This window comes from Rapidithrix thailandica (assembly GCF_039710355.1).
In the GTDB taxonomy this organism is placed as follows: domain Bacteria; phylum Bacteroidota; class Bacteroidia; order Cytophagales; family Flammeovirgaceae; genus Rapidithrix; species Rapidithrix thailandica.
Genome location: NZ_JBDKWZ010000004.1, coordinates 56,275 through 67,951, shown reverse-complemented (window position 1 = coordinate 67,951; position 11,677 = coordinate 56,275). Strand labels below are relative to the sequence as shown.

16 protein-coding genes are annotated in these 11,677 nt (G+C 54.0%); 1 reads left to right on the top strand and 15 read right to left on the bottom strand.

The window, feature by feature from the left end:
• The 15 genes from AAG747_RS08075 to AAG747_RS08005 form a co-directional block, all read right to left on the bottom strand.
• Positions 1-297 carry a hypothetical protein gene (locus AAG747_RS08075; RefSeq protein ID WP_346820643.1) on the bottom strand — a complete coding sequence of 99 codons (297 nt, stop codon included), beginning with the start codon at positions 295-297 and terminating at the stop codon, positions 1-3.
• Positions 294-3,482 carry an N-6 DNA methylase gene (locus AAG747_RS08070; RefSeq protein ID WP_346820642.1) on the bottom strand — a complete coding sequence of 1,063 codons (3,189 nt, stop codon included), beginning with the start codon at positions 3,480-3,482 and terminating at the stop codon, positions 294-296. Before AAG747_RS08070 ends, AAG747_RS08075 begins: the two co-directional genes overlap by 4 nt.
• Positions 3,479-3,664, bottom strand: coding sequence for a hypothetical protein (locus AAG747_RS08065; protein WP_346820616.1), 186 nt, complete (start codon positions 3,662-3,664; stop codon positions 3,479-3,481). The genes AAG747_RS08070 and AAG747_RS08065 overlap by 4 nt, the downstream gene beginning before the upstream one ends.
• The gene (locus tag AAG747_RS08060) at positions 3,651-4,028 is read right to left on the bottom strand and encodes a hypothetical protein (protein WP_346820641.1); all 378 of its coding nucleotides are present in this window, start codon (positions 4,026-4,028) and stop codon (positions 3,651-3,653) included. The genes AAG747_RS08065 and AAG747_RS08060 overlap by 14 nt, the downstream gene beginning before the upstream one ends.
• Before the next feature lie 101 nt (positions 4,029-4,129).
• A complete protein-coding gene (locus tag AAG747_RS08055; protein ID WP_346820640.1) occupies positions 4,130-4,621 on the bottom strand; it encodes a D-Ala-D-Ala carboxypeptidase family metallohydrolase in 492 nt (163 codons plus the stop codon).
• A 3-nt stretch (positions 4,622-4,624) separates the two neighbouring features.
• Positions 4,625-5,299, bottom strand: coding sequence for a peptidoglycan-binding domain-containing protein (locus AAG747_RS08050; protein ID WP_346820639.1), 675 nt, complete (start codon positions 5,297-5,299; stop codon positions 4,625-4,627).
• Positions 5,296-5,937, bottom strand: a complete 642-nt coding sequence (locus tag AAG747_RS08045) for a hypothetical protein (RefSeq protein WP_346820638.1) — start codon at positions 5,935-5,937, stop codon at positions 5,296-5,298. The genes AAG747_RS08050 and AAG747_RS08045 overlap by 4 nt, the downstream gene beginning before the upstream one ends.
• A gap of 3 nt (positions 5,938-5,940) precedes the next feature.
• Positions 5,941-6,120, bottom strand: coding sequence for a hypothetical protein (locus tag AAG747_RS08040; RefSeq protein ID WP_346820611.1), 180 nt, complete (start codon positions 6,118-6,120; stop codon positions 5,941-5,943).
• On the bottom strand, positions 6,092-6,742 hold the full coding sequence (locus tag AAG747_RS08035) for a hypothetical protein (protein ID WP_346820637.1): 651 nt from the start codon (positions 6,740-6,742) through the stop codon (positions 6,092-6,094). The genes AAG747_RS08040 and AAG747_RS08035 overlap by 29 nt, the downstream gene beginning before the upstream one ends.
• A complete protein-coding gene (locus tag AAG747_RS08030; protein WP_346820636.1) occupies positions 6,735-7,025 on the bottom strand; it encodes a hypothetical protein in 291 nt (96 codons plus the stop codon). Before AAG747_RS08030 ends, AAG747_RS08035 begins: the two co-directional genes overlap by 8 nt.
• Entirely contained in the window at positions 7,022-7,375 is a 354-nt protein-coding gene (locus AAG747_RS08025) for a hypothetical protein (RefSeq protein WP_346820635.1), read from the bottom strand. The genes AAG747_RS08030 and AAG747_RS08025 overlap by 4 nt, the downstream gene beginning before the upstream one ends.
• Before the next feature lie 79 nt (positions 7,376-7,454).
• A complete protein-coding gene (locus AAG747_RS08020; RefSeq protein WP_346820607.1) occupies positions 7,455-8,087 on the bottom strand; it encodes a hypothetical protein in 633 nt (210 codons plus the stop codon).
• A 65-nt stretch (positions 8,088-8,152) separates the two neighbouring features.
• On the bottom strand, positions 8,153-8,581 hold the full coding sequence (locus AAG747_RS08015; RefSeq protein ID WP_346820606.1) for a hypothetical protein: 429 nt from the start codon (positions 8,579-8,581) through the stop codon (positions 8,153-8,155).
• 13 nt (positions 8,582-8,594) lie between these two features.
• Positions 8,595-10,832: a transglutaminase-like domain-containing protein gene (locus tag AAG747_RS08010; protein ID WP_346820634.1), complete on the bottom strand. Its 2,238-nt coding sequence runs from the start codon at positions 10,830-10,832 to the stop codon at positions 8,595-8,597.
• 2 nt (positions 10,833-10,834) lie between these two features.
• The gene (locus AAG747_RS08005) at positions 10,835-11,359 is read right to left on the bottom strand and encodes a hypothetical protein (protein ID WP_346820633.1); all 525 of its coding nucleotides are present in this window, start codon (positions 11,357-11,359) and stop codon (positions 10,835-10,837) included.
• Positions 11,360-11,454: 95 nt separating this feature from the next.
• Between AAG747_RS08005 and AAG747_RS08000 the strand changes: the two genes are divergently transcribed.
• A complete protein-coding gene (locus AAG747_RS08000) occupies positions 11,455-11,619 on the top strand; it encodes a helix-turn-helix domain-containing protein (RefSeq protein WP_346820603.1) in 165 nt (54 codons plus the stop codon).
• The last annotated feature ends 58 nt before the right edge of the window (positions 11,620-11,677 follow it).

Here is an 11,677-nt window from a genome sequence, read left to right as displayed (position 1 = left end):
TTAAAAGCCGTAATAGGTGATGGTTAATACTGACGTTTTGCCCGGATCAATCCCGATAATTTGAAAGCGCTCCAGGTCTTGCCGGTGGGTGAGTTCCAGTACGGAAGCATCGCCCAAAAGCATCCCTTCACTAGCGGTAGGCTCACTGCCATCTGTCCACCAACGGGCCGCTTTTGCCGTCCCTTCCGCCTCCAGCACCAGCAAGGCTTCCACCGCTGTTTGCGGCAAGGTCAGTTTCTTCACCGTATTGTCGAGTAAAAGGCGCTGGGTCCCTACGGTTTTTAAAATGTTTTTCATCGTTCAAATATTTTGTATTCCCCCGCACCAAAACGGCCTCTACAGGTAGCCAAACCCGGCTCATCCAGATTGACAATGCTGTCCGCGTTGTGGGTCCACTCCTGACTGCCGCGAAAGTTTCCGGATTTGGTCGATTGCATAATACAGACAAAAGTGGTATTGGGGTACGACTTCCGGAAGCGTTCAAATTCTTCCGGCTCCAGGTCCAATACGTTGATGGAATCAATAAAGCAAGCTGCATAGCCCTGGTCCAGGTGTTTTTTCACCCCTTCCAAATGGCGCGCATCGGAAAAATGCACCGGGTCTTCGGCCGCAATCCCGTTTTCCTCCATCTTGGTTTTGAGCGTCAAGCCGAAGCCCTCTTCGGCGGCTACATACAAGACCTTTCCAAAACTGCCTAAGTATTTAGCCAGTTGAAAAGCCAGGTTAGACTTGCCCATCTTGGGTTTGCCGTAAATAATGAGGTAAAAGTTTTCGCTGGGTTGCCCGATAAACTCCGCCCACTTGCCCGAGAAGGGAAGGACTTTAAAATCCATCTTTTGCAGGTCCCCCGCACTCATTACCCCTTGGGGTACCCCTTCCAAAGACCGGCTCTCCAGTTCCGGGGACTTGTCTTGAGACAGCTGCTTTTCCACCGCTTTCAGCTTGGCATAATAGGGGTCATCTTTAGGGACTTTGCCCTTTTTCAAAGCGCTTTGAATCAGGGCTAACAAGCGCTCTGCCTTTTCCGGAATCTCTTCGCCTTGAAGGTTCAAAAAGCGTTTAAGCAAGGTCACCGAATAACGCAGCTTTTTCTTTTGCGCCTCTTGCTCCAGTTCCAAAGCCAGGCTTTTGGAAAATTCAACCGTCTGCCGGGTGATCTTGTCCCGTTCCATCCCGTTGTACAGGTCCACCGCTTCGTCCTGGAGCTTGCGGAGCAGGGGTTTATAAGGGTCGGAAAAGCGCTTTTCCTTGGCTTTCTTCTGCAAGTCCAGGATCGCATTTTTCAACTCCTTACGGCCTTTGGCCTTACCTTGCATAGTGGCAAACTTCCGGATAATTTTTTGGTCTTCGCTAAAGTGGTACACATCCTCTTTAAAATGAATTTCCTGTTGTACGGAAGCTTTCTTTTTCATCTCCGGTTTCTTTTTAGGCTCAATCATTTGTTTTTCCGGTTTGGTTACTACGGGCTTCTCTTCTTTGACAGCCGGCTTTTCCAAAACCACGATCCGGGTACGGACCCCGGTTTGTTTAAAGGCCCCGCTGCCGGTAAAGCTTTTTTCCGGTAGTACTTCGGAAGTTCCACCTTGTTCCTCCAAAAACTCCCGGAAAGCCGTTTCCTTTTTCGACTGCCGGAAAAACAAGCCTTCCGAAGCCAGGCTGATCACCTGACCCCCGGGTTTGACCATCTCAAAGGCATGAAGGATATGTTCGGCATCCTGCCCCTTTTCAAAGGGAGGATTCATCAAGATGATTTCCGGCCTGTCTTTTTCTGCTGGACGGTACGAAAGAAAATCATCAAACGCCACTTCAAAACCTTTGAGGCTGAGCACTTCGTGAAAGGAGCGGTTGAGTTCGCCTATCACCAGTTTGTTTTCCGGAAAGGCTTGTTTGATCTCCGCGGCCAAATGGCCCAGGCCGGCGCTGGGTTCCAGGATCACCGCCCCTTCCGGCACCCTGGCCAGGGCAATCATTTTTTCCGCCACCGCTTTAGGCGTAGGAAAAAAGCCCGGCTGTTTGCTCGTCCGGAACTTCTCTTCCAATTCCCGCAACCGCCTGGCGCTTTGTGCCTCTTCGGAAAGTTCAACAGGAGCCAATTCCTGTAACGCTTTCTTAGCCGCCTGAAACCGGCTTTCCGAATCAAGGCCCATGGTTTGCAAACGCTCCAGGCGCTTACGGGCTTCGTCCAAATAGCTCTCCGGCGTATTGCCACGGATGGTAGGATAAAAAGAGTACAGCTCGTTCAAATCGGCAATCGTCCGGATCCCTTGCAACAGCTCCGGAACACTGCCGGCTTCCCAGCCTTCGGCCAACTTCCGGAAGGCAAAGGCCTTTTGCTCCAGGGCTTCCGCGTCCGCCTCCAGGCTTTTCATAATGCCCGCCCTTCTCGGGGTCCAGTTCTGGTGAAACGTCCCCCCGGAACGCTTGGCCGCAGCCTTTTTCTCCAGGCTTTCCGCCTTTTGCCTTAGCTGTTCGGCAAGTTTCTTTTTCGCCTCCGGACCAAGGATTTTCTTTTCCGGCTTCCCCTTTCCCTCCAGATCCAGGTATTGGGGCACCGGCCGGTGATGGTACCGCAGGGCATAGCGCACCCCGGAATGCCCCCAAAGCACCAGGTTCTTACCGTAGTGTTCCGGCGTTTCGCGGTAAAATACCTCCGGGATTTGGGAGAGTCCGGGCACATACCAATGCTGCTGTTCTTCCGGTATACGCTCGGTCATGTCCTCCATCCCGTTGAACTTGCTCTCCAGGGCCATCTCCAGCTTACCCAACATCAGCTCTTCCAACAAGACGTCCCTGCGTAACTTTTCCCGGTCCCGGTAGCTCTTCGGCTCGCCCAACCTGTAATGCGGTTTGCGTTTGCCGGCAGGCACCTGCACCCTGTCAGGTAAAGCAAAAGGCGTCCATTGCGAGGCAAGTACCTTAAAGCCATAGCTTTCCTGCTTGCCCGAAGGCTTGACCCGCTTCCGGATGCTGCGCATATATACCCGCATGCCGTAAATCTGTTGCAGGTGTTCCCCTACGATCACCACGTTTTTATCCGGATCAAGATACGTATCGACCCGGAAGGTAAACGAATGATCGTCCTCTGACCGGACCCGTTGCGAATCAAAATCGTACAGCTCAAAACTGTCCGAAAGGCGGATACGGCCCCCGGTAGTAGAATGCCATTCTTTGGCGGAGGACTCCACCGTTTCCCGGACTTCCTTCCATGCCGCATAAGCCGCCAGGTGTTGCTTGAAGGGCAACTTCACAGCCGGTTTCTTGGCCGGCTTTTCTTTCAAAGGAAGATCCAGCTTGCTCACCATCGTGATGACCGAAAAGTTCCGGTGATCCCCTTTGCTCACCCAGGCTTTGCGCTTCCGGCCCCAGACAAAATAACGCTTGAGTTCTTTTTTAAGCTCCTCCGGAAGGGCCTTGTATTCCCCATAATCAAAATGCAGTTCGGCCTTCCGGTCCGGGTTGATGATATAGTAACTATCACTCATGGATCAGCTTCTTTTTCTTCAGGTTTGGATAACAGCCAATAGGCCAACACGGCTCCAGTAAAACTTCCCCAAATAGGGGCCGTTTTAAACTCCGTGTGTTGGGCAATATGGTGACCGGCCAGCCCTCCGGCCAGGCCCGCCACCATCAACAACAAGCGCTCGGGTTCCTTATCCGGACACATGGACCGATTTCTGCTTCTTTTTCTTGCTGAACACGCCCAGTTCCTTGAATTTCTCCACCGCGTTGCCGGTGGCCACCATCCACATCAATGCCGCTTCAATCGCTTCTTCGGACTTGTCATTGTCCAGCTCGAAGCGCTCCGCGATAAAGCCGATCAGCTCTTTGTGTTCCTCGGTGGAAAGGTCGTCCAGCTCTTGATCGATGAAAGGGGCCGATGCCACCACCCGGGGGATCTCTTTCACCACGTTCAAAAGCTTTAACAGCTTCATCCATTTGAACTTGGACTCAAAGATTTCAAAAAGGGTGTAGATCAACACAAACACCGCCAAAAGGATCTTTTTCAGGTTTTCAATTCCGAATTGCATATAGGTATAAAGTTTAAGAGTGGAAAATTAAGCACCTGTGCTTCTTGTCACAGATGCGGTTACATTCACAATCCAATAGCTTGGAAAGCTATGTTGCCGGTTTACTTCTCTTTACCGGTCAAAACGATATAGAGTAAAAGTGCTGCCAGGGCCAGGCCCATGGAACCGGCTTTTTGCAAGGTCGCGCCCCCTTCCACCACCGTCTCGTACTGCCTGAGCAGTTTTGGGTTGGTAGTGGGATAGCCCCAGACCGCCGGCCAGGGCTTCGCCCGGTCGCTGTCCAGGTGGATGAACCCGGCCCCAATGCCGATTCTCCGGAAGCCCGCTTTGATCGCCCCTTGTAGGATCTTATGAGCCTGCCCCAGGGTCTTGAACCCGATGTCTACGGCAAGCCCCTTCACATGGGCACTGTCCGGTACGGAGTTTTTCAAACCCGCATTGTAGCGCTTGGTCCGGTAACCGCTGTTGACCGTGTAAGGGATGCCGGAATACTCCCGGGCCTTGTCCAGGCGGGACAAAAAGCCCGGGTCCATATTCCGGCCAGAACCCGGGGCGTCCGGACTGTCAAATTCGTGATACTTAAAATATTTCATGGTTTAAGAGAAAGCATCCAAGATTCGTTGGATATGTTCGGGTTTCTTGTGCTTTAAATAGGTCTTTTGAAAGGCCAAAAACTCCGGCAGGCTGCCGGAAAACACCTTGGTTTCGTCCGAGTCCACCCAGAAGCGCACCGGCCGTTCGTTCAACACCGCCTCCACTTCCCAGTAGTCCCCCTTGGTCTTGCCGGTGGCCTTGCCCAGGTAGGTCTGGTCCTCCACTTTGACGATTGGCAAAGCCCCCAAATACGTCTCCCCGATCAAGGGGAGCGAGAAGCTGTTGACCTTCTTGTAGACCGAAGCCCCGTAGCGGTTTTTGGCATAGACGTATTGGGGCGAACCGGCGGGTTTTTCCGGCTCCGGACGGTTGATCAAGCGCTCAAAAGTGCTGCGGTTCACTACCGTGGGATAACCGGCCAGAACCAGGGCTTTTGCCGTCCCCCGGCCAAACGTCCCGTCCGCCCCTCCGGAAGCCCGGAGCAGGGCGGCGGCACTCCCGCCTTTTTGCAACAAGGCCGCCTGCAATTGCCTCACCAAAGGCCCTGTACTCCCTTGTCGCAAAGGAAAACCCTTAGATACCGGTGCTCCCGGTACCTTGGGTGACAAACGCTTGCGCGTAGATAAATAAATCAACAAACCCGCGACAAACACAAAAGGTAATGGGGTATCTTTCATCGTATAGTAACTTTATCCCGGGGTACAAAATAGCGCTGCTGCTTGTTTTCCAGCTCCACAAAGAACACATCCCCTAAGCGCACCACCGATTGCTTCATGCCCAAAGGCTGCTCGCTTTGGATGTACTGCACGCTTTGCAGGTCGGAGGAAAACACCGGTACCAGCCCCTTGCCATAGACTTTCTCCGGCAAGACCAGACCGCTTAAATCACCCGCCAGAAGTTGGCGGAACTTGCCAAACTCCGAAGGGCTCAAGGCGTTTTGGATGTTTTTCAACAGGTCCTTGCCGTAGCGCATCCGGTAAGCTTCGGTCACCTCCCCAAAAGATACCCCCGCTTGGGCCATGTCCCGGGTTGTACCGAAAAGCTCTTCTTCGTCCTCCGACCATCCGAAAAAGTCATTCTCCCACATGGCCGAGTAATAACGGGAGGCGTACACCGCTGCACGACCCAAGGTGGTATCCGAGCCGTACGCCCGGTCGAACTTCTTCTCCTGTTCCCGCTTCTGCACCTTCCGGACTACCTGGTAACCCACAAACACCACCCCCGCTCCCAGCAGGGCTTTCCACACCAAAGGAGGGATGCCTTCCACCACTCCTTTGGCTGCCGATCCGGCCGCTAATAAGGCTGTTGCTGCCATGGATTATAAAAGGTTTTTGTTTGCTTTGATAAGATAATTGATGCCCGGCAAGCGGGACTTCTCCGCCAGGATCTCCAGGGACTCCTGGCTTAAATTCTTCTCCAGGATCTTTAACAACTCCTGTTTGCTGCGGCTCACTTTCAGCCGGCCGCCTTTAGACTGCTTGGTTAACTGTGGAATCATGGCTCAATGCGTTTATCATACTACTGGCGGCCCGGGGGTAATCCTCCGCCTGGGAGAAGGCCTGCAACAACTGACCAAAGGCCTGTTTGTCCGCCGGGCCCAGGCCCTTGTACCAGTGGGTAAAATTCTCAATGTCCGGATCGCTTTCGGGCGCCCCGGCAATGCCGGCAGGCGTTTGCCCTTTCATCGCCCCCAAAAAGCCGCTCAGGCTTTGCAGGAGCATAGACGTGGCTTCCGGGTGTTGGTAGGCACTCTCCACAATGCCCTCCAGGCCCCCTTTCCGGCTCTGCTCCCGCTCCCGCAACTGCAACTCGTAGTCCCGGTCTTTGAAAGCCAGGTCTTTTTCCGTCTCCTGCAACCGGCTCTTGGTGTTTTCCAATGTGTGTTTCAGTGTCCGGTTTTCTTCCCGGAACTCCCGCACTTTGGCCTGCAAATCCTGGATCACATAGTCTTTCCAGCTTTGCGGCCCCGGTGAGGCTGTTTCTTCGGTCAATTCCTTCATGGGTTTGGGGGTTGTACGGTGGGACTGGCGCCAGGCGCGCTTCCGGCAGGGTTCCGAGCAATACTTCTGGTTCACCCGCACCGCTGTATAGTCCCTTCCGCAATGGCTACATTTAGGCAAAACTTTCCTGGTTATGTTCGGTGTATTTGATCACGGTCACGTTACGGCTGCCGCCTTCCTCAAAGCGCAGCCACAAAGGCCCCTGGAGCCGGAGGTTCTCCAGCACGGGGGAGCGGTACTGCTCGCCCGGGGCCAACTCCAGGCCCGGGGCACTGCCGCCCGAAAAGCTCATCCGCACAATACAAGCCCCCCGGTTCAACACTTCAAAGCCCGCACAGTCCAGCTCTACAGGACCGTCTTCGTACGGGTTTTCCAGCGTGGGGACCAATTGCCGCAAACTCATCGCTCTAACAAAAAGACGATCTGGTACACCACCTCACCACTGGGCTGCGAGGGCAATACCGTTTTGACTTTCAACTGCTGCCCGTGGTTGGACAAATCCACCGGCTCCCAGGGCTTCTCCGGGGCGTAGTGGTACACCTCGCTGCTCTCGGTGTCTACCAGCGTCCCGCTGCTGTCCTCCAGGCCGATTTCAAAGAAGGAGAGGCCCCCGCCCGAAAACTCGTGTATCCGCAGGCCCGTCACTTTCCTGTAGGCGCTGTCCAGATGCACCATGGTCGTCCTTGCCCCGCCGGGCGTGCCGGGCGCAAAGCGCACCAGCTCCGTTTGTTTTTTAAATGCTCTTGCCATCATTAATTGGATCTAAGGGTTCAACAGTCCGGCCCGCCAGCGGCAGGCCGGTCTTTCTTGAATTGTGTAGAAAACAGAAAAATTACTTCTCCTGGGTCTTGGTGCCGAACAGCTCTACCTTCACCCAGTAACGGTCCCCTTCCTGACCGGTAGGAGGCGTTACGCTGCTGCCTTCCGGAAAGCGCAACTGGATGCGCACCGGTACTTCTTCCCGCAGGATAAAAGGCGTATACACCGCAAAGGTGCTCTCCGGACCGCCCAGCAAGCCCTTCGGCTCATAGGACAACAAGGCCGAAACCGGCATCTCAAACAAAACCCGGTCGTTTTGCTTGATCAGCAAGTCCGCGTTGAACAAGGCCGGGTGGATATCGTTCCTGCCCGTTACGGTATTGTAGTACAAACCGATGGCTGAGGTTTGCTCCCCGGCCAACCAGCCGAAACCGATGCGGTCCACCGCCATGTTTTCGAACTTATCCAGCTTGGCACGGTCCAGGTTGCGTACCCCGTCCTGCTTGGAATCCGAGGCTTTTACCAGATCCGCCGTATCCGACTTGCCCGTGATCTCGTGTTTTACATACAGGATATGGGAAGAGCTCTTCAGCTCGTTGGACAAAAAGCGTTCGGCCGTCTCCGGAGGCAACTGCCCCGTGTTGGCCGCGTGCTTGATCATCTCATGGGCACGCGTGGTGATCTTGTCGTAATTGACAGTTAACATCTTGGTATAATCGTTAAAGGTTTTTATTCAATTTTCTTGAAGGGTCCGTATACCTACCCCCCTGCTTAAATCCCCAGGGCAGCGCCTTGCAACAAAGCCGTATCTTCCATGCCTTGCAGCAAATGACTGTCTTCCGGGATCATCTCCAGGTCCGCGGCCACCGCGTCCAGGTCGGCAAACTCCTCCCCGTAGCCTTCCGCTTCGCCCAGCTGCGGCACGAACTGGGCCGCTTTGCCCTGGCTCAGCGAAGGGATAAACTGGTTGGCCGTCTTAAAGACCGAACTGATGGCCACCCCTGCGGCCAGGTCTTTCACCGCCTCACTTTTCGAGCTCATATGCACATAGGCAGAGCCCAGCAACAGGGCCGGGGAAATAAACTTCTTGATCCCCTCCGGCAAGGGCAGCATCGAAGAAGCCGCCTTTTCCAACACCATGCCCGAAGAGATAAACAACACCTTCTTGCCGGTACTTTGTAGTTTTTTTGAATCAACCATAGCTTTTTAAAAGTTAAATAGTGACTTTGCCCAGCCCCCTGCGGGAGGCCGGGGTGTTACGTTTCGTACTTGTTTTGCGGCTTGTGGCTTTGCGTTGGGTCGTTTTCTTCCTTACGGTGCTTGTTCCTTTCCTCCGGGCAGGTGCCCCGCTCAGGCCTGCGGGCTTTTGGCTCTTGTTCATCAACAGCAAACCGCCCACTGCGACCGCGGCAAGTACCAGGCCCATCGAGCCTCCACCCGCCGTCTGCGGTGTTGGGGATGACGGGTATTGAGGCGGCACATAAGGTACCGGAGTACCAGAGCCGTCCGGAACAGGGCCTTTGCCCGGCAGCGGAATCCCGATTTTGTCCAAAGGAAGTTTTTTCTTCGCCAACTCGGCCGCCTTCTCCGCCAGCTTCTTTTTGTTGCCCTTTACCAGGTCTTTTACCACCTTGACTCCGCCTTTTACCAGCTTGCCCGCGCCTTTGGCTACCTTGATCACCAGGCCTTTCAACCAGGATACGATCTTGGCAATAAAACCGCTGGCGGCTGTTCCTCCCACCGCTGTACCGGCGGCACCTAGGCCGGTGGCGGCGCCCAAGCCCTCTACACCCCGGAAGCCAAACCGCCTCTTTTGCCGGAGCATCGCTTGTAAACGGCTATGTACACTGGTACTTGGCGTTGACCTTCGGCTGGACCCTGGGGGCCAGCCTCCCGGGAGGATACCCCGGTGCTTTAAAAGAGGACTGCCGGTTTTCGATTTAAACCGGAAGAAAGGATTCCGTTTTTTCAATAGCTCTTGCATCCTCCGTTTCACCGCTTCCGGATCTTTTGCCGGGCTTTGAGGGGTCTGCTGCTCGGTGGGATTGCCCGAAGGAGCGGTTCTGCCCTTGTGCCCTCCAATGGTCTGGTCGATATGGGCCGGCTCCAAAAACGGAAAACCGTGTTTTTTTACCCCTTTCTCCCAACCCCGGATAATGTAATGCCGCAAATTGCCTTCTTTGCCTTTTAAGGTGTTTACCCAGAGGTTCCGTGTCTTTTTCAAGCGGTCCACCGACTTGCGCCAGCTGTCCAGGTCCAGGCCAATCTGTTTAGCCTGGGCTTCGCTTAGGTAGCCGTAGCCCAGACGTTCGCTCATCTTAAACAGGTTGCTCCGGAAAGCGGCTTCCAGACCACCCCGGGCGGCTAAGGACAAAGGGTTGTACCGGGCAATGGCATTGCCTACCGCACGCACCCCGTCCCCTACCCGATCACCCACCCATTTCACGCCCTTGCCTACAGCCTTCACGCCTTTTTTCACCGTCTTGCCTACGGCTTTTACTCCTTTTTTCACCCCCTTCCACAGCTTTTTAAAAAAGCCACCCAAGCCGCCCAGTTTGGCTTCCTGTTCTTCCCAGGCCTCCAACTCGTCCAGGCGTTGGCTTCTCGCCACCGGGTCCTCCCAGACTTGGAGCACCGAGTCGATTTGCCGGGCCAGGTCCACGCCCCGGTAGCCGGCATAGTCGGCCGCCAGATTTTGAGACACCGCGATCCGGGTGTTTTGCAGGTGCTTTTTCAAAGAGTCCAGAAAACCCCGGTACAAGCCGTCCCCGTCCACCGCTCCCAGACCGGGAACGCCCAACAAGTCGAACTCGTTGCCAAAAGTTTCCGGAACTCCCAGGCCTACCGCTTCGTAAGGCGAAGGCTCTTCGTCTACTCCGTTTAAATATTGTATCGGTAAATGCATTGCTCTGTCAAATTTTGCTGAATAAGGTACTTCGTAATTCCAGCGGTCCACTACCGGATCGATCACGTAATGGCCTTGCGAAAGGCGGTGGCCGGCTTTGGGTACCACCACGTACACGTGTTGGTAGTAGTCGCGGCCCTTGTACCTGGTCATCCGGTAGTAATGCGGAACCTTTAAATTGCTTAAAATACTGGAAATAAAGATCGTATAATCATCGCAGTCCACGCCCCGGGCCCGTTCCTTCCAAATACGAAGCGGTCTATGCAACTGCTCCGTGCCGGGATCGTCTTTCCGGTATTGGATATGCCGGTAGATAAAATCAAAGATATTTTTTGTGGTCGTCTCCAGGTCCTTGCCCTTCAGGTGCCGGGCCAGCTTTTTCGTATCACCCAAGGTCTCTTTGACAATCTTTTCAATCAGGTTCAGGGTATCGAAGACGTCCCCGTGCTGTAGGATTTTATCCGTGCCCTCCAATTGGCTGAAAGGAGGAAACAACCGGTTGTACTGTGAGCCCGCCTGGAGCTCCCGTTTACCTGTGGCTACCATCCCTAAATCCCGTTGACGGTTTGCGTTTTGCCCAACTGCTTGGTAAAGCTCTCCGAGAAGGGATAGCCGTTGGCCTCGCCCTGAACATCCACCTTGATCTCCATAGAGGACAAAAAGGCAAAGAAGTTCAGCCCTAAAGAGAGCAAGGAGGCCTGTAACGGAAAGCGCTCTACGCTGCTATCCCGGGGCAAGATCCGGTAGGTAGACCCCGCAGGGGGCGACTTCACGATCAGTTTCCATACCCCCTGCCCGTCTTTGACGTATAAGGAAATGACCAGATGGCTTAACTGTAAGCTGTGGGTGGAGTAATTGGAAAACCGAAAGGCCGGCTCAAAGTACACCTTGCCCTTACTGATCCGCGGCCAGTCGATCCCGGCAAAGCCGATGTCGATCTTTCCGGCCGTGTATTTGGTCTTCAGGGCATCGCCGGCCACCAGGCCCGCCAGCAAAATCCCCCCGGTGATTAAGAATACATTCATACGATTTCGAATTGGATAAGGCAAGTATAAGAAGGGTGGATTTTTCATTGAACAAACCTAGCCAAACCCGCTGATTTTCAATGAAAAATGTGTATTTTTAGCTATCTTTACACCGATTAAAAAACCAAAAAATCCTGTAAAAAATGAGCATGATCACTAGAAAAGAAATGGCCGATATGTACGGGGTCAGCTATTCCACCATCCGAAGGTATTTAAAGGCGATTGGCATTGATAACCCCAGGCGGATCAGCCCCAAAGAGATGAAACAGTTTGTAGAACACTACGGGGAGCCGGACGGTTGGGAATAGGCATAAAAACAACAAACCCCAGCTGTTGAGAGCTGGGGTTTGCTGTAGTTAAATAGAT